The following is a 26622-nucleotide window of genomic DNA, read 5'->3' as shown; positions in this document are numbered from 1 at the left end:
GGCGCTGACGTTTTCTGCACCATCGCCCGAAAAAGCTCATCAGGCGGGCGATTCAGCCTTGCGACGCAGACGGCTGGCGCTCACTGCCGTGGCCAGCGCCGTGGCCGCTGCGGCGAGCCATAATGCGATACGGATCGCCTCGCCATCTTGGATGGGATTCATCTGCAACTCGCCCTGCGCCACGGCTGCCGCAGTATGCACGGCCAGGATCACGCCCAGCAGCGCCGCCCCCAGGCATTGCCCGAAGGTACGCATGATGCCCAGCACGCCGGAGGCATTGCCGCTGCGCTCGCGCGACACATTGCCGAGCATCTCGCGGTTGTTGGGGCTCTGGAAGAATCCGAAGCCCATGCCGCAGACCAGCGCGCGCCAGCCGATATCCCAAGGCTGGGCCTGATCGGGCAGCAAGGCCAGCAGCACCAGCCCCAGCGCAAAGAGCGCCAGCCCCAGGCTCGACAGCAGCGCCGGCGAATGGCGGTCGGCCAGGCGGCCGGCATGGGGCGCGACCAGCACGATGCCCAGCGGCCAGGGCGTGAACAAGGCGGCCGACTCGAAGGCCGTGTAGCCATAGGCGTTCTGGAACAGGAAAGGCAGGGCCACGAAGGCAATGCCCTGTCCCACGAAGGAAGCCAGCGAGGTCAGCGCGGCCAGCGAGAAACGCGGGTTGGCAAAGATGTCCAGCGGCAACAATGGATCAGCGGCACGACGCTGGCCGCGCACGAAGGCCAGGCCAGCCAGCAACGCCGTGATCGCATAGGCCGCAGCGGTGAAGGCGGCCTCGCTGCCCTGGCCGGGTTCGGCGAAACGCGCGCAGGTGTCGGCGGCCATGATCAGCGCCCCCATCGCCAGCGCCGACCAGAGTGCGCCGGCCAGGTCGAAGGCGGCCTGGGCCGGCTTGCGCGTATCCGGCACGGCGTTCCAGGCCAGCCACACCGCCAGCACGCCCAGCGGCACATTGATGGCGAAGATCCATTCCCAGCCCAGCGTGGCCAGCAAGGTGCCGCCCAGCACCGGCCCCACTGCCGTGCTGGCAGCGACCAGCACGGCATTGAGACCGAGAATGCGGCCCAGCAAACGATTGGGGAAGATGGTGCGATGGATCGCCGGCGCAATGCTGAGCATGGCCGCGCCGCCCAGTCCCTGCAGGATGCGCATGAGGATCAGCAAGGTCACCGAGCCCGACAGCGCACAGCCCAGCGAGGCCAGCGTGAACACTGCCAGCCCGGCGCGGAACTGGACGCGAAAGCCGATGCGCGAGGACAGCGCCGCGAACGCCGCCAGCGTCATGGCCGTGGCCAGCAGATAGGCATTGGCCACCCAGATCGACACGGCTGCCGAGGTCTGCAGGGCCTGGCTGATCTGGGGCAGCGCGACGTTGATGATGGTGCCGTCGAAGACCGCCATGGTGGTGGCGGTCATGACGGCCAGCATGGCGCGGCGGCGTTGCTTGCCGGGCAAGCCTTCATCGTTGGGGTGGTCGGAGAACAGTTCCATGGCGGGGATCGGCAAAAAGCGGGACAGGCCTTCACTATAGCCATGTGGCAGACCAGGCGGAAGACGCATGGCTTGCAATGGATCATTGCATGCGACGCCATGTCTGGCGTGATCGTGCTAGCATCCCCGTCATGACCGGAACCGACCTGAACCTGCTCATCGCCCTCGATGCCCTCATCGCCGAAGCCAGCGTGGCCGGCGCAGCGCGTCGGCTCGGCCTGAGCGCCTCGGCCATGAGCCGCACCCTCACGCGGCTGCGCGAAGCCACCGGCGACCACCTGCTGGTGCGTGCCGGACGCCAGATGGTGCTCACCCCCTGCGCCGAAGCGCTGCGCGAACGCGTGCGCAATGTGGTCCACGAGGCGCGTTCGGTGCTGCGGCCTTCGGTGCCGGAGCTGGACCTGAGCCGGCTGGAGCGCGACTTCAGCATCCGCGCCAACGATGGTTTCATCGAAGCCCTGGGCGCCCAGCTGATCGAGTCCGTGACCGCAGAGGCGCCGCTGGTACGGCTGCGCTTCGTGCCCAAGGTGGAGCGCGGGCCGGTGCCGCTGCGTGAAGGCAGCGCCGACCTGGAGATTGGCGTGGCCAGCGAGATGGGACCGGAGGTGCGCCTGCAGACGCTGTTCCGTGATCGCTACGTGGGAGCGGTGCGCGCCGGCCATCCGCTGGCGGCGCTGCGCCGGGTGAGCGCCGAACGCTATTGCGCCTTCGAACACGTCAGCGCTTCGCCGCGCGGCATCGCCACCGGCCCGTTGGACGAGGCCCTGGCCGAGCAAGGATGGGCAAGAAAGATCGTGGCGGTGGTGCCGAGCTTTCCCGGTGCGCTGGCCGTGGCGCGCACCTCGGACCTGGTGACGATGGTGCCGGGAACGTTCATCACCAATGGTGGCGCAGCCCGCAAGGATGGCAGCGCCGCCGGCATCCATGTATTCGAACTGCCACTGCCGCTGCCGCCCATTGTCATTTCGCTGATGTGGCATCCACGGGTGGAGCTGGACCCGGCGCATCGCTGGCTGCGCGACAAAGTACGCGCCATCTGCGCACCGCTGGCGCAACGCCGGCCCGGCAAACCCTAAATTTTGTATCAGGAAACGCCCATGCAACTGCAAGCCATCCATCACGTCGCCCTGATCTGTTCCGACTACGCCGCTTCGCGCGCCTTCTACGTCGACCTGCTGGGCCTGCGGGTCGTGGCCGAGCATTACCGCGAGGCGCGCCAATCCTGGAAGCTGGACCTGGCCCTGCCCGCCGGCGGGCAACTGGAACTGTTCTCCTTTCCCGCGCCACCGGCGCGGCCTTCGCGGCCCGAGGCCTGCGGCCTGCGCCATCTCTGCTTTGCCGTGCAAGACGTGGCCGCCGCCAAGGCCTGGCTGGAATCACAGGGCGTGGCGGTGGAAGAGATACGCGTCGATGAATACACGCACAAGCGCTTCACCTTCTTCGCCGATCCCAATGGCTTGCCGCTGGAGCTGTATGAGCAGCCGGTAGCGTGATGGTGCAGAAAACGCCAACATAAATAACGCCGCGTGAGAAGCTCACGCGGCGTCGTTTTTTCTCTCCAGCACGGACCGCCGCGCCAGCAATGGGGAAGAGGCCTCAAACCATCCTCCCGCGCCAGCGCGGCGCGATCACATCAGAAGTCCACCTGTGCCGATAACACCAGCGTACGACCTGCGCCGTAGCCGGCATAGCTGTTCTGCATGATCCAGTAATGCTTGTCGAACAGGTTTTCCAGGTTGGCGCGATAGGTGATGGTCTGGCCGCCCAGCCGGCTGGTGTAGCGCGCGCCCAGGTCCATGCGGGTCCAGCCTGGCACCTTGACGGTGTTGGCGTCGCTGTACCAGCTCGCGCCGGTGTTGATGATGCGCGTATTGAGCGCCAGGCCCTGCAGCCACGGGGTATCCCAGTCTGCCCCGAGGTTGAAGTTGTGCTTGGGCACGGCGCCGATCTCCTTGCCGTCATTGGTTCCACCCACGGTATGCGACTGGCGCGTCTCGAAGAAGGTCCCGCTGGCCAGGAGACGCAAGCCGCGCTGCACTTCGCCATAGGCTGACAGCTCCAGCCCGCGCACGCGCGCGCGGCCATCCTGGGTGGCGAAGGTCTGCGAACCGAGCACGGCCGTGGAGCTGTTGGCGCGTTCGATCTGGAACACCGCTGCGGTAGTGGTGACACGCCCCCAGTCGAGCTTCACGCCGCTCTCGTACTGCTTGGTCTTGTAGGGCGCAAAGGCCTGGCCGGCATTGGCGTACTGCGCGCCGGCAAAGCCGCCCGCCGACAGGCCGGCGGTGTAGTTGGCATACAGCGAGAGGTTGTCCAGCGGCTTGACCACCACGCCCAGCACCGGCGAATAGCCGATCTTGTTGCTGCTGGAGCTGGTACTGAAGCTGTTGCTGTAGACCTGCTGGCGGCGCAGGCCACCGGTGAGCAGCAGGCGACCATCGGCGATGGACACGGTGTCGGTCAAGGCCAGGCCGCTCAGGCGCGTCTGGCTCTGCGGCAGAGGTTCGCCACGGGCGGCGGTGACCGGGGCCAGCGGCGCGGGGTGATAGAGATTGGAGGCCACGCCGGTGGCGTTGACGAAGTAGAAGTAGCTGGTCTGCTGGTCCAGCGTATTGGCCGCCACGCTCAAGGTATGCTGCACCGGCCCGGTGGCAAAGCGCGCGCGCAGACCGACATCGGCCGAGGTGCTGACGACCTTCTGGTCGTAGTAGCCATTGCGCACCGAGGTCGCGCCATCCAGGCCGGTGATGGTGGCGCTGGGGAAGCTCTGCGCCGTCGCGCCTTCGTGATAGCCGATTGCCCCATAGGCAGTCAGTTGCTCGGTGAGATCGTATTCCAGCCGCGTGGCCACGACCTTGTCGTCGATCTGCAGGGTGTTGCCGGGATAGAGGTTGCTGTCGCCCGCCGGGGCCGACGGCATGCTGCTGGTGCCGATGCTGAACTGCGGACGGAAGTTGCGGGTGTCTTCGTGCTGGGTGTAGGCGTCCAGGGTCCAGCGCAGCTTGCGCCCGGTGTAGTCCAGCGCCAGCGAGCCCATGCTCTGCTGCTGGCGGTTGTCGGCCACGCTGGTGCGCCCATCGGCATAGAGCGCATTGACGCGGATGCCCCACTCCTTGTCCTGGCCGAAACGCCGGCCGATGTCGCCCTGCAGGCCCAGCTGGGCGCTGCCCACATAGGTCGCGGTGAGGCTGGAGACCGGCTCCTCGCCAGCGCGCTTGCTGACCAGGTTGATCGCGCCACCCACGCCGCCGGCCGGCCCCATGCCATACATCAGGGTGCCGGGTCCCTTGAGCACTTCCACCCGCTCCAGCATGGCAGTGAACATGCGGCTCAACGAGACCAGTCCATAGAGGCCATTGAAGCCGGTGTCATTGACCGACACCGGCAGGCCACGGATCTGGTAGCTGTCGCCGAAGCCGCCATCGCCGTTGGTATTGCGCACCGAGGCTTCGCTGGTGATGACATCGCCCACGGTACGGGCTTGCAGGTTCTTGATGCCTTCGGCGGTGTAGTTCAGGGTCGAGAAAGGGGTATCGAGCACATCCTGCGTACCCAGCACGCCCAGGCCGCCGCCGCGCGCCACCTGGCCGCCGGCATAGGCTGCGGGCAGGCCGTTGTCACTGCTGCCGGTGACGGTCACGGTGGGCAGGCTGGCGTCCTGGGGCGCGCCGCTATCCTGGGCGAATGCGGCCGGCGCGGCCAGCAATGTCCCCACGACCAGCAGGCGCGCGGCTTGCGCGACGGCGGTGGGACGGGTGCAAAGAGGGGAAGAAAACTCGCTGGACTGCCAGTGGCGCTGTGCCTGCCGCATGGTGCTTACCTTTCGGATCGATGAATGATGGACAAGATGGGGATACACTTCCGGATGCAAAAAAGAAGCGTTCTCATCTACCTTGACCCTCGACTTCCGAAAACGGATCAGCCCGTTGCAAAAAATCTTCTGTCGGCGCCGCCACGCCAGCCCCGCGGGCATTGCTATACTCGCGCTGCCCCTGCCCCTCAGGCCAAGCTCATCACTCCATGACCATCCAGACCAAAGCTTCCGCGCTCTCCCGCTTCAATTCCACCACCCTGCTGGGCGCTGCTGTCGCGCTGGGCATGCTCTATTTCGGCCGCGAGATCCTGGCGCCGCTGGCGGTGGCCGGCATTGCCAGCCTGATCATCCTGCCACTGGTGCGCAAGCTCGATGCGCTCGGCCTGAACCGCGCGGGGGCGGCCATCGTCTCGGTGCTGCTGGTGGGCTCCTGCCTGGTGGCGCTGGCGGTGGTGCTGGCCTTCCAGCTGGTCAGCGTCACCAGTGACCTGCCGCAGTACCGCGAAGCCATCCAGGACAAGGTGGAAAGCGTGCGCGCCATGACCGAGCGCCCCTTCGCGCGGCTGGAAGCCGAACTGAGCGCGGTGATTCCGCAGCCGGTGCCGGAAACCACGCGCAGCGGCAAGAAGGCCAGCCACGCCGCCGCCGTTGCGCTGGCGCCTGTGGCCGAAGCCGATACCCGCATGTCGGTGCGAGGGGCGATCAAGCGCCTCTTTGCGCTGGCCTGGGGACCGATTGGCCAGGCCGGTATCGTGCTGGTGCTGCTGGTGTTCATCCTGCTGGAGCAGGAATCGCTGCGCGAGCGCTTGATCCGCCTGGCCGGCCTCACCGAAATGAGCCGCACCATGCAGGCGCTGGGCGATGCGGCCGAGGGGGTGTCGCGCTTCTTCTTCTCGCAGTTCCTGGTCAACCTGGGATTCGGCCTGATCATGGGCGCGGTGCTGGCTGCGGGCGGCGTGCCGCATGCGGTGCTGTGGGGCACGCTGGCCGGCGTGCTGCGCTTCGTGCCTTACCTGGGCGCGCTGGCCTCGGGGGTAATGATCGCCATCTTCATTGCGGCCATCGATCCGGGCTGGTGGCTGGCCTTGTCCTTCCTGGCCTTCTATGGCTGCCTGGAAGTGATCGTGGCCAACTTCATCGAGCCGCGCATCTATGGCCATAGTTCGGGACTGTCGCCATTGGCGGTGATCGTCTCGGCGCTGTTCTGGGGCACGCTGTGGGGACCCATTGGCCTGCTGCTCTCCACCCCGTTGACGCTGTGCCTGGTGGTGGCGGGACGCCACGTCGCCGCGCTGGAACCCATCAGCATCCTCCTGGGCGAAGCGCCCGACATGAGCCATGCCGAACGCTTCTACCAGCGCGCCCTGGCCGGCGAATCCGACGCCATCATCCGCGATGCGCGCGGCCATCTGCAAAAGCAGAGCTTCGCCAAGTATTGCGACCAGATCCTGCTGCCGGGCCTGGCCTTGGCTGCACTGGACCTGCGCCATGGCCGTATCGAAGGCACGCAGCAAGAACGGCTGCTGCGCTCGGTCTCGCAGCTCACCGAAGTGCTCACGCAAAGCCCAGGCGCGCCACGCAGCCTGCGTCGCCGGCGCGAAGTGCCTTTGCTCAACAGCGGCGTGGGCGCGCATCTGCGCGAACTGCGCCAGGCGCGCCTGGGCCGCTGGCAGGGTTCGCTGGATGTACCGCAGGGGTCGGTGGTGCTGTGCGGCGGCTTGCGCGGTGAGCGCGATGACCTGCTTTCCGAACTGCTGGTGCATGCGCTGCGCGTGACCGGCATCGATGCCCGCAGCATCACGCTGGACCAGCCGGAGCAAGAACAGCCGGATACCAGCAAGGCGGAACTGGTGTCCATCGTGTTCCTGGTCTATCCGGTGCGCGAGAAGCTGGAGGCGTGGATGGCGGTGGTGCATGACCTGAGGGAGAACCTGCCGCATGCGCTGCTGGTCACCATACGCCCCTCATTCTTCAACGAAGAGGTAGAGGCCACGACCGTGAAAGAACAGGTGGACATGGTGCTGTCGTCCTTCGAAGAGGGGCTTGCGTTTGCGTCTACGCATATGCGGCCCGCCATCAAGGCCTGATGCGCTTGTCGCTGCGACCTGACGGCACCGGGACAGCAAGGAGAGAGCCGGTACGCAGCCGCTGGTGGTCAGTTGCGCAGCATCAGCTGACCGCCAGCATGCAGTAAGTCCTCAAGCTGCACGGCTGGTTTTGATGCCTTGCCCTGCAGCCCAGGCGTTCACATCGTCGCGCCGGATCGCCGCAGCCATCAAGCCAGGAAAAGCATCGGGAGTGCACGCAAAACTGGGCACACCCAGGCTGGCCAGTTTGGAGGCCAGCTCCTTGTCGTAGGCAGGAGCGCCTTCATCACTGAGGGCCAGCAGCGCGATGAACTGCACCCCTGACTCGACCAACTCCTGCGCACGGCGGAGCAAGCCGGCTTCCACCCCGCCCTCGTACAGATCGGAAATCAACACGAGGATGGTGTTGCGTGGCTCCTTGATGAGAGTCTGACAGTAGCCAACGGCACCGTTGATGTCGGTACCGCCGCCCAACTGCACGCCAAAGAGAAGATCAACCGGATCCTGCAATTGCTCGGTCATGTCGACCACCTGGGTATCGAACACGACCAGTTTGGTGGCTACCGAGGGCAGGCTGGCCATGACCGCGCCGAAGATGCTGGAATACACCACGGACGCCGCCATGGAGCCGCTCTGGTCTATGCACAGGACCACCTCGCGCTGCGGGCGACGCGCCTTGCGACCGTATCCGATGAGTGTCTGGGGCACGATGGTCCGGTAGTCCGGTTGCCAATGGCGCAGATTGGCGCGCAGGGTGCGGTTCCAGTCGATCTCGGCATGGCGCGGGCGGCGATTGCGCTGGCTCCTGTCCAATGCGCCGGTGATGGCACTGCGCATGGGCTCGTCCAGCAACTTCAGGAGCGCATCCACCACACGTCGCACTACCATGCGCGCTGTCTCGCGCGTCTCGGCAGGAATGACGCTGTTGAGCGAGACCAGGCTCGCCACCAGGTGGACATCCGGTTGTGCCGATTCCAGCATTTCCGGCTGCAGCAGCATCTCGCGCATGTTCAATCTGTCGAGTGCGTCGCGCTGCATGACTTGCACGATAGAACTGGGAAAGTAGTTGCGTATGTCGCCCAACCAACGGGCCACGCTGGGAGCCGAACTACCCCGACCGCCCTTGCGTTGCAGCCCCTGGCCGCCCTGGGGGTCGTACAAGGCATTGAGTGCCTGGTCGATACCGCTCAGGCTATCCGACAGGCAGCCGCAGCTTTTCTCGGCTTGCGTACCAAGTACCAGACGCCAGCGTTGCAGGCGGTCGGTGGGCGGTGCCTCGGGGGAGGCTACGGAGGCCGTAGCGGGATTGGGAACGTGGCTTGTCATGGGAATTCCTCAGTCATTCACTCTTGCCTGGACGGTCAGCCGGCTCGGCCGTCAGGCCCAGTAACAGACGCAGTGTGGGGAGGGCCATAGCGGCACGCTCTGCACTCCAGCTCCCGGCACTGACTTGTGGGGCTGCGGCACCGGCGGCACCGTGGGAAGCGCGTACGCCCAGGTCATGCCGTTCACTTTGGGAAAAGCGGGCAAAGCTGCGTCGCACCAGTGGAACGATCTGCACGAAATGCTCGTCGCTCAGGTTGGCCAGCCAGTGATCGACCAGGCTCCATACCTGCACATCATGCAGCAAGACCATGGCGTTCTGGTTGAGGAATCCCTCCAGCCAATACGCCGAGTCCAGCGGTTCCATGCCGGACGAGAGGTGACGGGCCAATTGCGTGGCCACTTCTTCCTGTGACAGATGATGTGCATCGAGCATCAGGCGACAGCACAGGCCACGCAGCAAGGCGTGCGCAGATTCACCCAATGCGATCTGCTTCAAGGCTCCCTGCCAGGCGACGACCTGCTCTGCGCCTTCATGCAAGGCCACCGCTTCGTGTGTGGCGAGAATGGACTGGCGCAATGACAGTGCTGCCGACTCATCCACTCCCTGGCACGCCAAGGGCAGGCCAATGGCACCACGTACGATCAAGCCATCCAGGAGCTGCGCGAGCAATGCGCTGTCGGTCTGGCGCACGCTGCCATAGCGGAACACGCGCACCAGGGGAGGTACCGCTCCGATGAGCTGTATCGCATCCCCGGTAAGCGCAGCGCGTGCCTGCAATGCAGCGCTCACCACCTCCACGGCACCCGCCAATTCGGCCATGAGCACCTGGTCGATCAGCTCGGCCAGGTCTTCCAGGAGAGTGAGCCGGACACATTGCTCGGCAACGCGAGCGCATGCGGCTTGCTCCAGCGTCGCGCCGTAGCGGCTGGCCTCGATCACACGGATGGCAAACCCGGGTTGCCACTCCAACGCCCAACTCTCGCGGAAAGTGCCGCGGTTGCCGCGTGTTGCGCGCGCGGGCTCTCCCCAGTTCACGCCGATCAGGCGCAGGCGATGCAGGAAGTGACTGCGGGCGAGTTCCATCTCCTGGCGCAGATCCAGGTCCAGCAGGCGATGCGCGGCCTCGACCTTGAGACGCAGCTTTTTCTGCGCTTGTTCGATGTCACGCTGCAAGGGAACCGCGGGCACATCGACCGGCACCTGCCCCATGACATCACCGACCGTGAGCGCAAGATGGATGAGCCGCAAAGGCGCTGATTCCCCCATGCACATGACGGTACGCACGGCCTCGTCCAGTTCATCCAGCCCCGGATGGGCACGGCCTCGCATGACGGCCAGGGTATTGGCCAGTCGCGTGGCCTCGATGACGTGGGCACTGGAGCAATCCACCTGGTGCTCGCGCAACACCCTTGCCACGCGGGCGAGCCAGCGGGTGGCACGGTCAGGCTGGTGGCCGGCGTGTTGCAACCCCTGCCCATGCGCAGGAGATGCATGCCACAAGTGGTGGTACCAGCCCGGCGCGGCCACTCCCGCGCCATAGCCGCTGTCCAGCGTAAGGTGATGATAGGTCCATGGCACCCAGGTTGCCTCGGTCTTGACCTTCGGCAAACCTTTCAGGATCGCCGCATCCGCCTTGGCGGTATGTGCCGCCATCAACGCCGGGGTATGCCAGGCACCACACACGACGGCGATACGTTGATGCCCCTCCTTGATCGCCTCGCGCACGCATTGACGCATGTGGGCTTCACGCTGGGCCTCGCGCTGCTCATCCTCGGCAGAGCGTTCATGCGGCCAGGTTTCACGCAGGCTCGTCATCGCTTCGGCGATGCCACTGAACAAGTCCTCGCCATCGCCGCGCTCTTCAATGAGTTGATTCCACCAGCTTTCCCCGTCGGCAAAACCTGCCGCGTGAGCCAGCGCATCCAGCGGATCATGTCGCCACGGCTGGAAGCTCTTCTGCGCCCCATCTGCCGGCTGCGCGTCGGTTGGAAGCCGGGCAACTTCCTCTTCAGGCGAGGCGGATGGTCCAGGGGATTCCGGGGACGGCGGGACTGACAAGGGCGTCTCCAATGCAGGTGCCGCACTCGCTTCAGCAGACAAGGAAGAGCGCCGCGCCTGCTCCTGCGCCAAACGGACTGCCTGGGGCAAATCGATGAAACGCGTGGGTATGCCCTCGCGTACTCCGAATTGCAACGCCTGCCACTCGGGCGAGAACTCCGCGAACGGGTAGAAGACGGCGTCTTCGCTGCTGCCGGGGGCATACACCAGCAGCGCAACAGGCGGTTTGATTTCCTGGTGCAAGACGTAGGGAATGAGCGCATTGGCGTCCGGCGGACCTTCGATCAAGATACAGTCAGGCTGCAGGCTGAGCAGCGCATGCCGCAGGCTGCGGGCGCAGCCGGGTCCGTGGTGGCGGATGCCGAAGTAGTGCACCGGACCCGGCGTTGATGCAGGGCCGGATGCGGCTTTGGTGGTCGAAGACAGGTCTGCCATGGCCGATTCGGCGGCGGGATCAGAGTTGCTCACGGCAGGCGCGGTAGAGTTCCATCCAGTCGGGGCGTTCCTTGACCACGGTCTCCAGATATTCCTTCCACACCACCTGGTCTTGCACGGGGTCTTTCACGATGGCACCGATGAGGCCCGATGCAATGTCGGCGGCATGCAGGGAGCCGTCCCCAAAATGCCCAGCCAGGGCCATGCCGCTGTTGATCACGGAGATAGCCTCTGCCGTGGAGAGCGTGGAGGATGGCGACTTGATGCGCGTCTTGCCATCTTCCGTCTGGCCATTGCGCAACTCACGGAAGATCTGCACCACGCGGCGAATTTCGCTAAGTCCCGGCGGCTCGGCAGGCAACTCCAGGGCACGGCCGAGTTCGGCCACGCGCTTGGCGACGATCTGCACTTCCTCCTGTTCACTGGAGGGAACGGGCAACACCACCGTGTTGAAGCGGCGCTTCAAGGCACTGGAGAGTTCATTGACACCCTTGTCGCGGTTGTTGGCCGTCGCAATGACGGAAAAGCCGCGTATGGCCTGCACTTCACTGCCCAATTCAGGAATGGGCAAGGTCTTTTCCGAGAGTACCGTGATGAGGGTGTCTTGGACATCTGCGGGGATGCGGGTCAACTCCTCCACGCGGGCGATCTTTCCCAACTTCATGGCCTGCACCAGAGGACTGGGAACCAGGGCGTTTTCGGAAGGGCCATGCGCCAGCAACTGCGCATAATTCCAACCGTAACGCAATTGCTCCTCACTGGTCCCTGCAGTCCCCTGGATCAGCATGGTGGAGTCGCCACTGATGGCGGCCGCCAGATGTTCTGACACCCAGGATTTGGCGGTGCCCGGCACGCCGTAGAGCAAGAGCGCACGGTCGGTCGCCAGGGTAGACACGGCGATCTCCATCAGGCGTGGCGATCCGATGTATTTGGCACTGACTTCAAAACCGTTGTCGAGCTTGCCGCCCATCAGGTAGGTGACCACCGCCCAGGGCGAAAGCTTCCAATTCGCGGGGCGCTGGCGTTTGTCTACCTTTTGCAGGTTCTCCAGCTCCTCTGCGAACTGGTGCTCGGCGTGCTGACGTAAGACTTGCTGTGTATTGGCATTCATGGATAGGGCTCTGGTCTCGATTGAAGGGGAGCAGTGATTGATACCTGCGGTCTGGGAGGTCGGTTCTCGATAGGGATCCGTGAGGGACTCAGTTGCCCTCAAGCGGAGGCAACACCAACTGTGCGAGGCGTTCGCGGCAATCCCGCACCTGGATGCACTGCATCAGGCAGGTCGCCAACGCATCGATTTCGTGGAGGCTGCGCTCAAGGTCGATGAGACGCAGGCTGTCGGGGTGCAAGACGCACATCAATTCCGGCAAATGCTCACGCAGGGCATATTGGTCATGCTGATTCCCCTTGGCCAGGCTGGTCCGCAAGATGGGGAGCAATTTCATCGAAAAAACGGATGACAACTGCTGGCCCACCGGACAACCCTCCAGAATCAGCCCGAGCAAGGAGTACAGGTGCTTTTTGTCGGCCAGGCGTCGCTCATAAAATTGCTCGCGCTGCGCCGGCGCAAGTAACGCCAGCATGGCTTGCGGGGAGCCCAAGTCTTCCTGGTCGACAAGTTCGATCAATGCCTCGCACCACGCCGCATTGCGCTGACGAACGGCTGCCTGCGACCATGCGCGCAGCAGTGCGGCCTTCCAATCGCTCTGCATGCTCCAGACAAGGATTTGCGCGGGGCTTCTTCCCGTGTGTTGTTCCCACCAGGACAAGGGCGTACGCCGCACCAACTGGAACAACCACCACGCATGTTCCCCCAGTTTTTCATAGGCGGGGCGTTTGATTTCCAGTTGATCGGCCTGCCAGTCCTCACCCACCTGCATCGGCGCATCCATCGTTTCGCCGACCAGCGGGCGCAGGCGTTCCACCATGCGCAGCGCATAGGCGCTGCCGGGAAGATCCGACAACAACTCTGCGGCAATCCGGCGCACATCCTGGGAGCGATCCTTGCCGAGTTGGGTTTGCAGGAAGGATTCATCAGCGGAATTCAAGCCGGTCGCCAGGCATTCGATCAGCGCGGCGCGCTCCTTGGCGGGCAAGCTTCCCCACTCCTGGCTCAAACGTTCACGTGCGGCATCGGGGTCCGTGGCACGCTGGCCAAGCAAGACCTGGCGGCGCTGCTCCAGGCTGCCTTCACGCCACAGGGTTTGCGTATCCGCCTGCTCATGTACACCCGCTGCATAGGCCCATTGGGGATTGCACTTCGCCAGCCAGCGCCCGCGCTCACCGATGACTGCGCCGATCTCCCCGCGCAGCGCCGTGTTGCCGGCTCCCATTTGCAGCAAGAGGGGCAGCTTGACCGAAGGCACATGCAAACCCGCCCGGTCCATCTCCCGCAACACTTGCACCTGCAGACGCAGCAAACCGATGGACATCACCCGCTCAAGCAAAGGCAGCCATGCTGGCGGAGCCCGCCTGCGCGATTCTGGTGCCGCCACCTCGACTGGCACGGAGACGTCGGAGGCAGGCAGCCATGCCACCCGGCGCGCCAGCGCCAATGCACCGGCCACGCGCAACAACTGTCCGGGCGCGGCAGAGGGCTCTGTGGACAGGCGTTCATGGAGCGCCGATGCGATCGGGTCTCGCGCTGTGGCAGGCGGCAGCGTCCAATGTCTGTCCGCCCCGACCAAGGCCACCTTGACCAACTCATCCCAATGGTCAAGGCTCCCGATATCCAGCGCCCCGGTTGTTGAAGTTGTTGAAGTTGTCACCGTCATTGCTCCTGTGGCGCGTGTGTGGCCGCCCAATACTCCGCGGCGTTCCACGCCAGCAGCGGGGTGAGTCGCTCACCATTCCATTCGCCAAAGACATTGAAGGCCTGTCCGCCGGACAGCGCCATCATTTGCCATGCGTGTGTATCCACTATGCGCAGGTCCACGCTGGGTCGGACCTGGCTGCCTGGGTCGGCGCTGAGATGCAAAGTCCATTCCGGCACTGCATCGGATCCGAGGCCAGCCTCCGTCTTTTGGGGTTCATGGTGCATCAGGTGCACATCCCTAAAACATACCGGGCTTTGCATCAGCCACGGATTGGCCAGGCATTGCTTCGCCATCGCCATCCATTCCTGGCCTTCGTCACGCCAACATGTGGCGGCGAATGCTTGCGCAAGTGCCACGTCAGCGGCTCCCTCTGCCGCATCGTCCGTACCTGCCGGGGTAGCAGCGCCTACGGCCAGCGCCCGCAAGGCCTGATCGCCCGGATAGAAAGCCAGCTCGGCTCCATACAGCTGGCCCACGGCCCAACCCATCTCCACAGGTCTGGTCGCATGCGCATAGTCCAGCAGCAAGGCACGTCGCTGCGTGTGCGTACCTTGCAACCACACCCGGTGTTCGGTCAAGCGGTTCTCCAGCTCGGTCACCACATTGGCCAATACCCGCCATTGATCGGTGACCCGTTCACCCACCACAAGCACCTCATCGCGGTCATACGACCAGCCTAGCGCCTGGCGCACATGCGACTGCATGCTCGCTGGCAGCTGCTCATAGCGTTGCAGCGCATCCAGCAGCAATTGCAGGCTGCCCAGCCGCTGCAGCAGGCGAGCAGGCCAATCGCGGCCCTGGCCCACCAGCGTCATCGCATTGGTCAGCAGCTGCCCCAGCCTGGCTGCCTGTGCGTCCACCATGCGTGCAGCCATGGCTTGCCAGTTCTGCTCTTGCTCAGTGCTCAGCGTGGCCAGCCCCTGGCGCATCAGGTCATCCAACCACAATGCCAACTCGCGCGCCCCTGCGCACATGCGTTGCAGGCGCTGTGCCTGACGCTTGAGCACAAGTGCCGGATCCGGCGGCGCTGCGCTGGCCGCCACGGCGGCCTTGATCTCTTTCTTTTCTGCGCGATCCCTGCGCGAACTGAGCCACTCGGTGACCCAACCAGGCTCGACTGCCGTGAACGCACTGCTGTCGCGCGCCAAGAAAAGGAGCAAAGCCAAACCATGTTTGCAGGGGAATTTACGACTGGGGCAACTGCATTTGAAACTCGGGACGCCAGCCACGAAATGGACTTGCGTTTGATAAGGCTTGCTTCCGCTACCTTGGCATTCGCCCCATACGGCTTCATCGCTTGCCCCCAGCGCAGGCCACTTGGCCGGGACAACCAGGCCCTGTGCGGCCTTGGTCGAAGACGCGTCTGGCGACATGGCCAGCACTTGATCAGTGCTCAGCGTAGGACGACTCAATGCACTCACCCCTTGACAGATTAATGTTGGAACCGCAACCGGCTCATTGGAAAACCGTCAGCAGGTCTTCCCGACTCCGTTGCGGGCTGGAAATTCTACCAAAGTGGGGCGAGCGCTTGTGCCCATTCAAACCGCCGGCACGATTCAACGTACATATGCAGTAACCATTCGGTCATCAAGGTCCGTTCCCGTGATGATCTCCGCGAAGGGTTGCTCGCTTCGCAACCGTCCGCCCAAAACAAAGCCGCCCGGCTTGCACCGGGCGGCTTTGTCACATCAGGCTGATGAGACTGGTGACGGATCAGCGCTTCAGTTGCGACAGATCACGCACGGCACCGCGATCAGCCGACGTGGTCAGCGCCGCATACGCCTGCAGTGCCTGCGAGACCACCCGCTGGCGGTTACCCGGCTGCCATGCGGCGTCGCCACGGGCTTCCATGGCGGCGCGGCGCTTGGCCAGGTCGTCGCTGGAGATGCGCAGGTTGATGCTGCGGTTGGGGATGTCGATGTCGATCATGTCGCCCTCTTCCACCAGACCGATGGCGCCGCCTTCAGCCGCTTCCGGGGAGGCGTGGCCGATCACCAGGCCGGAGGAACCGCCGGAGAAGCGGCCATCGGTAAACAACGCGCACGCCTTGCCCAGGCCCTTGGACTTGATGTACGAGGTCGGGTACAGCATTTCCTGCATGCCGGGGCCGCCCTTGGGGCCTTCGTAGCGCACGATGACGACATCGCCGGCCTTGACCTTGTCGCCCAGGATGCCTTCCACAGCGGCGTCCTGGCTTTCGAAGACACGTGCGGTGCCGGAGAACTTCAGGATGCTTTCATCCACGCCCGCAGTCTTGACGATGCAACCCTTCTCGGCGATGTTGCCGTAGAGGACGGCCAGGCCGCCATCCTGCGAGTAGGCGTGTTCGCGATCACGGATGCAGCCGTTGGCGCGGTCCAGGTCGTTGTCCTCGAAGCGTTCTTCCTGCGAGAAGGCCACCTGCGTGGGCACGCCGCCGGGCGCAGCGCGGAACAGCTTGTGCACGGCTGGATCGCTGGAAACGCGGATGTCGAACTTCTCGATGGCTTCGCCCAGGGTCTTGCTGTGCACGGTGGGACGCGAGGTATCCAGCAGGCCGGCGCGGGCCAGTTCGCCCAGGATGGAGATGATGCCGCCGGCGCGGTGCACGTCTTCGATGTGGTACTTGTTGGTCATCGGCGCGACCTTGCACAGGCAGGGCACGCGGCGCGAGATGCGGTCAATGTCGGCCATGGTGAATTCCACCTTGGCTTCGTGCGCGGCAGCCAGCAGGTGCAGCACGGTGTTGGTGGAGCCGCCCATGGAGACGTCCAGGGTCATGGCGTTTTCCCAGGTTTCCTTGGTGCAGATGTTGCGCGGCAGGATGCTGTAGTCATCCTGTTCGTAGTGGCGCTTGGCCAGTTCGACGATCAGGCGGCCAGCGCGCAGGAACAGTTCCTTGCGGTCGGCGTGGGTGGCGACGATGGTGCCATTGCCCGGCAGCGACAGGCCCAGCACTTCGGTCAGGCAGTTCATCGAGTTGGCGGTGAACATGCCCGAGCAGGAACCGCAGGTGGGACAGGCCGAGCGTTCCACTTCGGCCACGTCGGCGTCCGAGATGTTCTTGTCGCCAGCCTGGATCATGGCGTCCACCAGGTCCAGCTTGATGACCTTCTTGTCGGTATTGACGGTCTTGATGACCTTGCCGGCTTCCATCGGGCCGCCGGAGACGAAGACCACGGGGATGTTCAGGCGCATGGCGGCCATGAGCATGCCCGGGGTGATCTTGTCGCAGTTGGAGATGCAGACCATGGCGTCGGCACAGTGGGCGTTGACCATGTATTCCACCGAGTCGGCGATGAGGTCACGCGAGGGCAGCGAGTACAGCATGCCGTCGTGGCCCATGGCGATGCCGTCATCCACGGCGATGGTATTGAATTCCTTGGCCACGCCACCGGCCGCCTCGATCTCGCGCGCCACCAGCTGGCCCAGGTCCTTCAGGTGGACGTGGCCGGGCACGAACTGGGTAAAGGAGTTGACCACCGCGATGATGGGCTTGGTGAAATCGCCATCCTTCATGCCAGTGGCGCGCCACAGCGCGCGCGCGCCGGCCATGTTGCGGCCCTGGGTGGTGGTATAGGAACGGTAGGTTGGCATGATGGGTGTCTCCTCAGAGGCGGCTTAGGGAAAATGGGACCGTAAGGGTGCCTCGGGCGCTTCCATTTGTCCAATATATAATTCGATTCCTATTAATATCGATCAGATATTATTCATCCGCAACATTATTCGCCCATCCTGATGATCCAGGGCCGATGGCGCTCAGGCTTCCTCCCCGGCCTTCCTCACCGTGATCGGCTCGACCACGCTCAACAGCAGCACCAGGCACAGCAGCGATGTCCCCACCATGTAGAGGAAGACGCTGCTCCAGTCATAGCGGTCCAGCAACATGCCCACGGCCAGGGGCGCACAGGCGCCGCCGATCTGGCCCAGCGAATTGACGATGCCGAAGGCTGCCGGATAGGTGGCCTTGGTCGCCAGGCCCATGGGATAGGCCGAGTAGCCGGCAAAGCCGATGCCCAGCATCAGGCCCGACAGCATCAGCATGGCGCCGAGGTAGAGCACGCTGTCGGGCGCTTGCACCAGCAGCAGGGTCATCAGGGCCGTGCCCAGCGCGCCCAGCAGCATCATGGGCTTGCGGCGGCCACCCAGCAGGCGGTCCGAGATCACGCCGCCGAGCATGTTGCCGGCGACCGCACCGATGAAGGGGGCTGAGGCGAGGAAGCCCATCTTCACCGAGGCAAAGCCCTTGACCGTGACCAGGTAGGTCGGAATCCACGACATGAAGATATTGCTGATGCCGATCATGCAGCCATAGCCGATGGCCACGCCGATCACGTTCCAGGACGTGAACACCTGGCGCAGCGTTTCCAGGCGCGGCACGCGGCGGGTGCGGTTGATGCCGTCCAGCCAGGGCATCGGCGTCACTTGCGCGCCCACATGGGCGCGGCTGCTGGCGGTGGCGGTGGCGGGGCCGGCCGCAACATCCTGGGTGATGTAGCGGCGTTCGGCCTCATTGCAGAAACGGTTCTCGGAGGGCGAATTGGTCACCAGGAAGAACCACAGGATGGCCAGGAAGATGCCGGGCACGGCAAATACGTAAAAGATTTCGCGCCAGCCCCAGAGCTGGATGACGATGATGCAGACCGTGGGCACGATCAGGGGACCCAGCTTGGAGGCGGCAATCCAGAGGCCGGTGGCGGTGCCCTTTTCCTCGGGCGGGAACCAGCGGTTGATCACGTTGGTACAGCCGATGCCCAACGGTCCCTCGGACAAGCCCAGACCCACACGGTAGAGCTGCAACAGCAAGACCGAAGAGGTGGTGCCCATGAGCCCGGTGAAGAGCGAGGTCAGCAACATGAAGACGGAAAAGAGAATGCCGGTGGTCTTTTCGCTCAGGCGCTTGTACATCAGCCCGACCGGAATCTGCACCAGGCCATAGGCAAACGAAAACAGGCTCACGATCAATCCGGCTTCAGTGTTGGTGATGCCGTATTCCTTCTTCATGTAGGGCAAGGCGATACCGAAATTGGCGCGGTCGGCGCAGGCGATGGCCCAGATCAGGAAGATCAGGCCCATCACCACCCAGCGGTAACGGGTCGGCTTCTGCCCGGCCAGGGCGGCGGCGGGAGTAACAGATGCAGCGGGTGCAGCGGGTGCGGCGGAACTGCCGCGGCCGACCGGGTCGGCGGCGTCGACATGATGCATTGTCGGGCTCCTTGATGGCGTGTCTCGTGGTTATCGTTATGGCGGCGGCAAGGCGCGCTCAGGACGGCAGCGGGTGGCGGCTCGGGGGTGATCCCAGGTTCATGCTTGTCTCCAGTGCGGGTGGCGGGCCTTGTTATGCGTCCCGTGCGGGATCTGTTGGCGCCCGGCGTTCATCGCGGCTCTCTTGGGGGCCGATGCCGGGAATCATGGCCGCGCCCTTGCATGGCGTCCAATCTTTTCTGGCTATCAGGTGATGTGCAGATTGAATCGATAGGGAGGGATATTGATACCTGATCTGCCACCATTTCCTGAATCAATTGATAGCCTTTTCGGATTGGACGTGCCGCCGGAATGCCCGCATCATCCGCCGGCATTGCCATCGAACGAGAAGGAGTCCCCTCATGAAACGCCACGTGCTGCAGCTCAACCCCATCCTGGTCCCGGCCATCAATGACAAGCTCGAGAGCCTCTACCACATGCACCGCCTGTTCGAACAGGATGACAAGGAAGCCTACATCGCGCGCCACGGCGCCGTCATCGAAGGGGTCATCACCGGTGGCCACACCGGCATCAGCAATGCGCTCATGGATAGCCTGCCGGCCCTGAAGGTGGTGGCCGTCAATGGCGTAGGCACCGATGCGGTCGACCTGAACCACGCCCGCAGCAAGGGGCTGCCGGTCACCGGCACCTTCGGCGCGCTCACCGAGGATGTGGCCGACCTGGCGCTGGGCCTGATGCTGGCGGTGAGCCGGCAGATCTGTCCGGGCCATGCCTTCATGCAGCGCGGCGACTGGGTGCGCCATCCGTCGCCTACGGCCATCCCGCTGTCGCGGCGCCTGAGCGGCAAGCGCGTGGGCATCGTCGGCATGGGCAAGGTCGGTCGCGCCATCGCCCAGCGCGCTGCCGCTTTCGGCTGCCCGATCGCCTATACCGACCTGCGCGCCATGGACGACCTGCCCTACGCGTTCCAGCCGGAACTGCTGCAACTGGCGCGTGAGAGCGATGTGCTGGTACTGGCCGCCGCCGCCGACAAGGCGCAGGGCATCATCAATGCGACCGTGCTCGATGCCTTGGGACGCGAAGGCATCCTCATCAACATCGCCCGCGGCAAGCTGGTGGTGGAGGAGGATCTGGTGGATGCGCTGCAGCGCGGCGTGATCGCCGGGGCGGGGCTGGATGTGTTCGTGGACGAACCGAACGTGCCGGCCGCCTTGCTGCAGATGGACCAGGTGGTGCTGCAGGCGCACCGCGCCAGCGCCACCGTGGAATCGCGCACCGCCATGGGCGAGATGGTGCTGGCCAGCCTGGCGCAAGGCCTGGCGGGACAACGCCCCGAGGGCAGTCTCACCACCTGAACCTGATCATGGCCGCGCCCGGGAGCGGCCATGCCTATAATGCAGGCGCTCCCCTTACCGGCGAATCCTCATGCTCGATCTGGCTCAAGTCCGTTGTTTCGTGGTCGCTGCGACCGAACTCAATTTCCGCCGGGCGGCGGCGCTGCTGAACATGACCCAGCCACCCCTGTCGCGGCAGATCCATCTGCTGGAGCACAGGCTGGGCGTGCAATTGTTCGAGCGGGTCGGCCGCGCGGTGCGGCTGACCACCGAAGGCCGCGTCTTCCTGGCCGATGCGTCGCGCCTGCTGCAATTGTCCGAACAGGCCGAGAGCACGGTGCGCCGCGCCAGCCAAGGCAAGACCGGGCGCGTGCGGGTAGGCTTCACCGGCGCGGCTGGTTATGAGCTGATTCCGGAGTTGCTGATGCAGGCGCGCACAAGCCTGCCCGAGATCGATGTGGTGCTCTTCGAACTGATTTCGGTCGCGCAACTGGAAGCCTTCACCGCCAACACCATCGACATCGGCTTCCTGCGGCCTGTATCGTCACGCCAGCCGCTGGAACTGCAACTGGTGGACGAGGAAGCGCTGGTGCTGGCCATGCCCCAGGGTCATGCGCTGGCCGCCTACGACCGCATCGCCACGACCCAGCTCGATGGCCAGCCCTTCATCATGCATTCGCCCACGCATGGCAAGTATTTCTACGAACGCATCATGGCCATGCTGGGCGCGGCGGATGTCAAACCCGATTTCACCCAGTACATCGATCAGAGCCACACCATCCTCTCGCTGGTACGCGCCGGGCTGGGCGTTGGCATCCTGCCGGCCTCTGCGCAGCGCTTCCATTACGACCGGGTGGAGTTCCGCCCGCTGGCCGGCGAAGCGCCGCGCGCCGAGATGAGCATGGCCTGGCGGCCCGACCAGGACAATCCGGCGGTCACGGCCTTCCGCCTGATGGCCGCCGATTACTGCGCCGCGCGCGCAGCAAACCTGCGCCAGGCCACTGCGCGCTGAGATCAACCGCCCGCGCGGCTCAAGTGCTCATACAGGATCACCGCACCCACACCAATCAGCACCACGCCGCCGATGATCTCGGCGCGCTTGCCGATGAGGTGGCCCAGCACGCGGCCCACCATCACGCCGATGGTGACCATGGTGGTGGTGGCCAGGCCGATCAACAGGGCTGCTTCGAGGATGTTGACGTCGATGAAGGCCAGCCCCACGCCCACGGCCATGGCGTCGATGCTGGTGGCTACCGCTGTGAGGGCCAGCATTACCACCGACTGCTTTTGCGGGGCGGCGCTGGCGTCCTCGTCTTCATCATCGTCGCTCATGCCTTCGCGGATCATGCGCACACCCAGCACCAGCAAGAGCGTAAAGGCGATCCAGTGATCCCATTGGGAGACCCACTTGGTGGCCACCGAACCGGCGAACCAGCCGATGAGGGGCGTGATGGCTTCGATCACACCGAACAGCAGGCCGATACGCAAGGCCTGCAGGAAACGCGGTTTCTGCATGGCGGCGCCCTTGCCGATGGCTGCCGCAAAGGCGTCAGTGGACATCGCAAGCGCGAGGAGAACGAGAGCGGGGAAATTCATGAGCGGGGATTCCTTGGCCGGGCGAAAGTCCATGGACGCGCCTGCGCGCCCAGCCTGGCCGCAGGAAACGTCTATGGTCTCGCCTACCGATTGGCTATCCGCGCCACGGCAGCTGCTGCTGCCGAGAATGTTGACACGGGCTCTTCCGGATGATCCGGAAGCTGGCTACTCCCCAAAGAGAAGGCCGCATTCTAGCGCATGGCGGCGGGCTTGTACAAGGCTGTGCTGGCACTGTTGCAGTCACGCACGGATGCGTGCAAGGTCATCATTCTGTCAGCGCCGGATGCGTGGGCTCCACCGGATCCACGTGGGTCATCACATCGAGCACATGATGCGCATCGAGCACGTTGCGGCGCGCCGCCGTGGCGATGGCGTGGCCGGCCGTGACGGTGAGCGCGCCCTCGATTTCCAGATGCACATCCACCAGCGTGAGGTCGCCCATGCGCCGGGTGCGCAGGTCATGCACGCCCTGTACGCCAGGCGTGGCCAGCAGGGTGGCGCGGATGGCCTGGGCTTCTTCTGCCGAGACGGCGCGATCCATCAGGTCATGCAGCGCGCTCCAGAAGAAGCCCCAGCCAGTGCGCACCACCATCAGGCCGACCACGGCGGCGGCGACGGGGTCCAGCAGCGTGAAGCCGGCCAGGCTGCCGACGATGCCCAGCGCCACCACCAGCGAAGAGGCGGCGTCCGAGCGCGCATGCCAGGCATTGGCCACCAGCATGCTGGAACGCACCCGCTCGGCGATGCGCAACATGTAGCGAAACAGCAGTTCCTTGGCCAGCAAGGCCGTCAGAGCCACCCACAGGGCCGCCACATGCACCGGTGGCGTATGGCCATAGGTCTGGATCTTCTGCGCCGCTGAAAACAGCATGCCCACGCCGACCGCCAGCAGCAGCGCGCCCAGCGCCAGCGAGGCGGCGTTTTCGTAACGCTGGTGACCATACTGGTGATCGTCGTCAGGCTGCTTGCGGCTGTGATGGCCGGCCAGCAAGACGACAAAATCCGACACCAGGTCGGACAGGGAATGGATGCCATCGGCAATGAGCGCCTGCGAGCCCGAGAACACGCCCGCCGTGACCTGCAGGATCACCAGGGCGATATTGACCAGGATGCTCACCAGCGTACTGGTACGGCCGGCGCGATGGCGGGCATCGTCGGCCTTGAAGTCTTCTATTTGGGTACTTAACATAAAACCAACGATAAGAGCCTAATCTAGAGCGAATGTCGTCAAAACTTGTGCTTATAGTCAAATTACTAGATCATCTTGCCACATTACAATGACGGTCGTAGCGCACCGTGGGGGGCGACAGGCCGGCAATCGGCCAGAGCTAGTGCAACAGCAGGAGGCATGCCAGCGCCAACGCTTGCCCGCCGTCCTGTGCCGATCACAGTGCGCATGATACCCGGCCAACCCGGTGCAGCCATTCATCGAGGACCAGCATGAACCAAGCAAACCCGCAACCACTGTCGTTTTCGTTCGACAGGGCCAGCGGCGAACTGAGCGCCACGTTTACGCCTATGGAGGGCTTTCCGCCACTCACGCTGGCCTTCCTGAAACAGGCCATGACGGACCACGGCCTCACCAAACTGTTCTTCCAGGATTCGGTCTTGAACGCCTTCGTGCGCAAGGCCGAAGGGGCCAAGGAGGCGGTCAGCCAGGTCATCGCCGAACGGCGCGATGGCGAATTCGCGCTGGAGGTGGCCGATGACCTGATGACGGCGTCGCTGACCCTGGTGCCGCCCTATGGCGGCCGCGCCAAGAGCGTGGAAGTGGTCAACGCCATCCGCGCCGCCGGCATCAGCTACGGCATCCTGCACGAGACGCTGCGCCACGCCCTTTCGGCGGGCCAGTGCAACAAGGTGGTGATCGCCCAGGGCCTCATGCCGACCCCAGCCGAACCGGCGCGCTTCGAGAGCCTGCTGGAAGAAAAGGAAGAAGAGCTGGCCGACATCGACGAGGACGCCGTGGTCTCCTATGCCGACATGGGCCACATCCTGCAGGTCTCGGTAGGTGATCCGCTGATGCGGCGCATCCCGCCGGTGCCGGGCCAGGATGGCATCGACATCCGCGGCGGCAAGGTGCCGGCCCGTCCGATTGCCGACATCGGCTTTGCCAAGGACTGCGTGGGCGCCGAACCGAGTCCGGACGACCCTGACCTGCTCATCGCGATGGTGCCGGGCCAGCCTTCACTGATCAAGAATGGCGTGAAGGTCAACCCGGTCATCGATGTGGAAAACGTCGACCTCTCCACCGGCAACCTCACCTTCGAGGGCACGGTACGGGTCTCGGGCGACGTCATGACGGGCATGAAGCTGCACGTGGGCGGCGATGTGGTGGTCAATGGCACCGTGGAAGCGGCCGAGATCGTGGCCGGCGGCAGCGTCACGGTCAAGGGTGGCGTGATCGGCCATAGCGAGGGCGTGGCGGCCAGTGCTGGCACCACCGCCATCGCCTCGCGCATCAGCTCGCAGAAATCGGTGCAGGTGATGTTTGCCGAGAGCGCCCACATCGAAGCCGCCGACGACATCCTGGTGCTGGGCAACGCGCGCCACTGCGAACTGCTGGCCGGCAACGAGATCACGGTGGGCAAGGGCAATCCGCGCACCGGCCACATCATCGGCGGGCGCGTGGAAGCCACCAACATCATCCGCGCCAATGTCATCGGTGCGCCCACCGCTGCGCACACGCGCATACAGGTCGGCCTGGACCCCTACCTGGAAGAAAAGATCGCCATCAAGGAACAGGAATACAGCCGCAAGGTAGCCGAGCTGGACCGCACCATCAAGCAGCAGAGCTACTACAAGCTCAATCCCGACAAGGCCACCCCCGAACTGCTGCACGAGACGAGCGACAAGCGCAAGGCGCTGGCCTATGAGGTCAAGGTCTTGCTGGAAGAAGTGAGCCAGATGAAGGAAGGCATGGTCGCCGCTGAAGATGCGCGCATCATCGTGGCCAAGGCCGTCCATGAAGGCACGGAATTGCGCATCGGCCATGAAGTGTGGCCGGTGCAGTCGGATCTGGGCGGCGGCACGGCCCAACTGTTCGAAGGCGATATCCGCTACAACCCGAAGAAGTAAACTCTTCATCCAGGCCTGTGGATAAATCATTTATATCATTCCACCTGATCTTATCCACAGGCTGACATCGACGCTCATGCAAGATCAGCTTCCCCTCGCCGACCTGGCGTATCTACGTGAACTGGCGGCCCGCAGCGCAGCCGTCGCGCAGGACTGCAACTGCCGCGCCAGCGACAGCAGCGGCTGGATCAGCCTGCCGCTGTCGTTGCCGGAGACGCAGCTGGACGATATCGCCACCCTCATCGTCGATCCCTACGACGAACCCACCTTCACCGAATACCATCCCGACGGGACCCGCTATGCCTCGCCCGAGGCGCCCATCGCACCCCGCTGGTATCCCTACAACCGCTGCAATATCGCCCGCTGCACCCGATGCGGCCGCCACTACCTGCGCTACATGGAGGCCGGCGGTTACTTCGTGGACCGGCGCATCCGTGCGCTGGATGCGCCGCAACGGGTGGTCGAAGCGCCGTAGCCCTCCTCAGCTGCGGCTGAGGCGGCTGGCCATCAGGATCTGGTACAGCGTATCGGCCGGACGCGACAGCCGGCGCGCCGTCAGCGCCACATATTCCACATCGGGCAAGGCCGGCAAGGCTGCGTGATTGAGCGGCGGCACCAGGTCGCGCGAGGCCAGGTGCTGTGGCAAGGCCGCCAGTCCCAGCCCGCCCCGGGCCGCGGCCATGCAACCGGCATGGCTGCCGCTGGTGCAGACGATGCGCCAGTGATGCCCCGACTTGCCCAGCGCCTGCAGGGTGGCGGCGCGGGTGATGCTGGGCTCGGGCAAGAGGATCAGCGGCAGCGGCTCGGACAGGTCCACCAGGGTGTCAGGACGGGTCAGCCATTGCATGGGGGTGGAAAACATGCTGTGGCCGCGCGACTCGCCGCTGCGGCGCTTGCCCACCAGCAGATCGAGCTTGCCCTGGTCCAGCGAGGCATACAGCTCGCTGGTGAGACCGATGGTGATTTCCAGTTCGACCTCGGGATGCTGGCTGCGGAAGGCCGCCAGCATGTCCGGCAGCGGCCCCATGGCAAGGTCATCAGAGGTGCCGAAACGCACCCGGCCGCGCAGGCGCGGCGCGCTGAACTGCGCCTCGGCGCGGGCGTGCGCCTGCAGGATCAGGCGTGCATGCACCAGCAGGCTCTCGCCATCGGCGGTCAGGGCCAGCGAATGGGTATCGCGCACGAACAGCCGCCGTCCCAGGCTTTCTTCGAGCCGGCGGATGTGGTCGCTGACGGTGGACTGGGTCAGGCCCAGCTGGCGGCCCGCTTCGGTAAAGCTGGCCGAGCTGGCGGCAGTGCTGAAGGTCTGTAGCCATACGGGATTGAGCATGCCGTCATTATCATCGGCATTTCCGATGACAGTCAACGTTATCAGAGGGGTTCCCGATTGCCGTGGCTT

19 protein-coding genes are annotated in these 26622 nt (G+C 64.6%); 7 read left to right on the top strand and 12 right to left on the bottom strand.

Annotated features, from left to right (window positions below):
- Nucleotides 1-39: 39 nt before the first annotated feature.
- The gene (locus BGK68_RS08670; RefSeq protein ID WP_075256762.1) at nucleotides 40-1494 is read right to left on the bottom strand and encodes an MFS transporter; all 1455 of its coding nucleotides are present in this window, start codon (nucleotides 1492-1494) and stop codon (nucleotides 40-42) included.
- Between the two features lie 131 nt (nucleotides 1495-1625).
- On the opposite strand from BGK68_RS08670, the gene BGK68_RS08665 reads away from it, so the two are divergent.
- The gene (locus BGK68_RS08665; protein WP_075256761.1) at nucleotides 1626-2570 is read left to right on the top strand and encodes a LysR family transcriptional regulator; all 945 of its coding nucleotides are present in this window, start codon (nucleotides 1626-1628) and stop codon (nucleotides 2568-2570) included.
- A 21-nt stretch (nucleotides 2571-2591) separates the two neighbouring features.
- Nucleotides 2592-2987 (top strand): SMU1112c/YaeR family gloxylase I-like metalloprotein, encoded by a 396-nt coding sequence (gloA2, locus tag BGK68_RS08660; RefSeq protein WP_075256760.1) that lies wholly within the window; start codon nucleotides 2592-2594, stop codon nucleotides 2985-2987.
- 140 nt (nucleotides 2988-3127) lie between these two features.
- On the opposite strand, the gene BGK68_RS08655 is transcribed toward gloA2, so the two are convergent.
- A complete protein-coding gene (locus BGK68_RS08655) occupies nucleotides 3128-5305 on the bottom strand; it encodes a TonB-dependent receptor (protein ID WP_075256759.1) in 2178 nt (725 codons plus the stop codon).
- A 209-nt stretch (nucleotides 5306-5514) separates the two neighbouring features.
- Between BGK68_RS08655 and BGK68_RS08650 the strand changes: the two genes are divergently transcribed.
- Entirely contained in the window at nucleotides 5515-7395 is a 1881-nt protein-coding gene (locus BGK68_RS08650) for an AI-2E family transporter (protein WP_075256758.1), read from the top strand.
- A 111-nt stretch (nucleotides 7396-7506) separates the two neighbouring features.
- On the opposite strand, the gene BGK68_RS08645 is transcribed toward BGK68_RS08650, so the two are convergent.
- The 7 genes from BGK68_RS08645 to BGK68_RS08615 all read right to left on the bottom strand — a co-directional run bounded on the left by BGK68_RS08645 (nucleotide 7507) and on the right by BGK68_RS08615 (nucleotide 19215).
- Nucleotides 7507-8721: a VWA domain-containing protein gene (locus BGK68_RS08645; RefSeq protein WP_075256757.1), complete on the bottom strand. Its 1215-nt coding sequence runs from the start codon at nucleotides 8719-8721 to the stop codon at nucleotides 7507-7509.
- A gap of 13 nt (nucleotides 8722-8734) precedes the next feature.
- A complete protein-coding gene (locus tag BGK68_RS08640; protein ID WP_324617598.1) occupies nucleotides 8735-11248 on the bottom strand; it encodes a DUF5682 family protein in 2514 nt (837 codons plus the stop codon).
- Nucleotides 11235-12326 carry an ATP-binding protein gene (locus BGK68_RS08635; protein WP_075256756.1) on the bottom strand — a complete coding sequence of 364 codons (1092 nt, stop codon included), beginning with the start codon at nucleotides 12324-12326 and terminating at the stop codon, nucleotides 11235-11237. Before BGK68_RS08635 ends, BGK68_RS08640 begins: the two co-directional genes overlap by 14 nt.
- Nucleotides 12327-12414: 88 nt before the next feature.
- Nucleotides 12415-13983, bottom strand: a complete 1569-nt coding sequence (locus BGK68_RS08630; protein ID WP_143432998.1) for a DUF5691 domain-containing protein — start codon at nucleotides 13981-13983, stop codon at nucleotides 12415-12417.
- Nucleotides 13984-13985: 2 nt separating this feature from the next.
- Nucleotides 13986-15404, bottom strand: a complete 1419-nt coding sequence (locus BGK68_RS08625; protein WP_075259742.1) for an SWIM zinc finger family protein — start codon at nucleotides 15402-15404, stop codon at nucleotides 13986-13988.
- A gap of 340 nt (nucleotides 15405-15744) precedes the next feature.
- Complete coding sequence (ilvD, locus tag BGK68_RS08620; RefSeq protein WP_075256754.1) at nucleotides 15745-17607, bottom strand: dihydroxy-acid dehydratase; 1863 nt, start codon at nucleotides 17605-17607, stop codon at nucleotides 15745-15747.
- 162 nt (nucleotides 17608-17769) lie between these two features.
- Nucleotides 17770-19215, bottom strand: a complete 1446-nt coding sequence (locus tag BGK68_RS08615; RefSeq protein WP_075256753.1) for an MFS transporter — start codon at nucleotides 19213-19215, stop codon at nucleotides 17770-17772.
- A 401-nt stretch (nucleotides 19216-19616) separates the two neighbouring features.
- On the opposite strand from BGK68_RS08615, the gene BGK68_RS08610 reads away from it, so the two are divergent.
- Nucleotides 19617-20570: a 2-hydroxyacid dehydrogenase gene (locus tag BGK68_RS08610; RefSeq protein WP_075256752.1), complete on the top strand. Its 954-nt coding sequence runs from the start codon at nucleotides 19617-19619 to the stop codon at nucleotides 20568-20570.
- 70 nt (nucleotides 20571-20640) lie between these two features.
- A complete protein-coding gene (locus tag BGK68_RS08605) occupies nucleotides 20641-21561 on the top strand; it encodes a LysR family transcriptional regulator (RefSeq protein WP_075256751.1) in 921 nt (306 codons plus the stop codon).
- 2 nt (nucleotides 21562-21563) lie between these two features.
- On the opposite strand, the gene mntP is transcribed toward BGK68_RS08605, so the two are convergent.
- The gene (gene mntP / locus BGK68_RS08600) at nucleotides 21564-22145 is read right to left on the bottom strand and encodes a manganese efflux pump MntP (RefSeq protein WP_075259741.1); all 582 of its coding nucleotides are present in this window, start codon (nucleotides 22143-22145) and stop codon (nucleotides 21564-21566) included.
- A 265-nt stretch (nucleotides 22146-22410) separates the two neighbouring features.
- A complete protein-coding gene (locus tag BGK68_RS08595) occupies nucleotides 22411-23334 on the bottom strand; it encodes a cation diffusion facilitator family transporter (RefSeq protein WP_075256750.1) in 924 nt (307 codons plus the stop codon).
- Nucleotides 23335-23585: 251 nt separating this feature from the next.
- Here BGK68_RS08595 and BGK68_RS08590 point away from each other — a divergent pair, with 251 nt between their 5' ends.
- Nucleotides 23586-25223 carry a DUF342 domain-containing protein gene (locus BGK68_RS08590; protein WP_075256749.1) on the top strand — a complete coding sequence of 546 codons (1638 nt, stop codon included), beginning with the start codon at nucleotides 23586-23588 and terminating at the stop codon, nucleotides 25221-25223.
- Nucleotides 25224-25299: 76 nt separating this feature from the next.
- A complete protein-coding gene (locus tag BGK68_RS08585; protein WP_075256748.1) occupies nucleotides 25300-25698 on the top strand; it encodes a hypothetical protein in 399 nt (132 codons plus the stop codon).
- A 6-nt stretch (nucleotides 25699-25704) separates the two neighbouring features.
- On the opposite strand, the gene BGK68_RS08580 is transcribed toward BGK68_RS08585, so the two are convergent.
- The gene (locus BGK68_RS08580; protein ID WP_075259740.1) at nucleotides 25705-26553 is read right to left on the bottom strand and encodes a LysR family transcriptional regulator; all 849 of its coding nucleotides are present in this window, start codon (nucleotides 26551-26553) and stop codon (nucleotides 25705-25707) included.
- Between the last annotated feature and the right edge of the window lie 69 nt (nucleotides 26554-26622).

This window comes from Herbaspirillum camelliae, from assembly GCF_001929405.1.
GTDB classification, from domain to species: domain Bacteria; phylum Pseudomonadota; class Gammaproteobacteria; order Burkholderiales; family Burkholderiaceae_D; genus Herbaspirillum; species Herbaspirillum seropedicae.
Note: the sequence above shows the minus strand (reverse complement) of the source record. Positions and strands in the feature narration are given on the sequence as shown.

Excerpts from the sequence above, each read along its gene's own strand:
- BGK68_RS08670 (WP_075256762.1), bottom strand. The coding sequence starts at position 1,494 with ATGGAACTGTTCTCCGACCACCCCAACGATGAAGGCTTGCCCGGCAAG.
- BGK68_RS08665 (WP_075256761.1), top strand. The coding sequence starts at position 1,626 with ATGACCGGAACCGACCTGAACCTGCTCATCGCCCTCGATGCCCTCATC.
- gloA2 (WP_075256760.1), top strand. The coding sequence starts at position 2,592 with ATGCAACTGCAAGCCATCCATCACGTCGCCCTGATCTGTTCCGACTAC.
- BGK68_RS08655 (WP_075256759.1), bottom strand. The coding sequence starts at position 5,305 with ATGCGGCAGGCACAGCGCCACTGGCAGTCCAGCGAGTTTTCTTCCCCT.
- BGK68_RS08650 (WP_075256758.1), top strand. The coding sequence starts at position 5,515 with ATGACCATCCAGACCAAAGCTTCCGCGCTCTCCCGCTTCAATTCCACC.
- BGK68_RS08645 (WP_075256757.1), bottom strand. The coding sequence starts at position 8,721 with ATGACAAGCCACGTTCCCAATCCCGCTACGGCCTCCGTAGCCTCCCCC.
- BGK68_RS08635 (WP_075256756.1), bottom strand. The coding sequence starts at position 12,326 with ATGAATGCCAATACACAGCAAGTCTTACGTCAGCACGCCGAGCACCAG.
- BGK68_RS08625 (WP_075259742.1), bottom strand. The coding sequence starts at position 15,404 with ATGTCGCCAGACGCGTCTTCGACCAAGGCCGCACAGGGCCTGGTTGTC.
- ilvD (WP_075256754.1), bottom strand. The coding sequence starts at position 17,607 with ATGCCAACCTACCGTTCCTATACCACCACCCAGGGCCGCAACATGGCC.
- BGK68_RS08615 (WP_075256753.1), bottom strand. The coding sequence starts at position 19,215 with ATGCATCATGTCGACGCCGCCGACCCGGTCGGCCGCGGCAGTTCCGCC.
- BGK68_RS08610 (WP_075256752.1), top strand. The coding sequence starts at position 19,617 with ATGAAACGCCACGTGCTGCAGCTCAACCCCATCCTGGTCCCGGCCATC.
- BGK68_RS08605 (WP_075256751.1), top strand. The coding sequence starts at position 20,641 with ATGCTCGATCTGGCTCAAGTCCGTTGTTTCGTGGTCGCTGCGACCGAA.
- mntP (WP_075259741.1), bottom strand. The coding sequence starts at position 22,145 with ATGAATTTCCCCGCTCTCGTTCTCCTCGCGCTTGCGATGTCCACTGAC.
- BGK68_RS08595 (WP_075256750.1), bottom strand. The coding sequence starts at position 23,334 with ATGTTAAGTACCCAAATAGAAGACTTCAAGGCCGACGATGCCCGCCAT.
- BGK68_RS08590 (WP_075256749.1), top strand. The coding sequence starts at position 23,586 with ATGAACCAAGCAAACCCGCAACCACTGTCGTTTTCGTTCGACAGGGCC.
- BGK68_RS08585 (WP_075256748.1), top strand. The coding sequence starts at position 25,300 with ATGCAAGATCAGCTTCCCCTCGCCGACCTGGCGTATCTACGTGAACTG.
- BGK68_RS08580 (WP_075259740.1), bottom strand. The coding sequence starts at position 26,553 with ATGCTCAATCCCGTATGGCTACAGACCTTCAGCACTGCCGCCAGCTCG.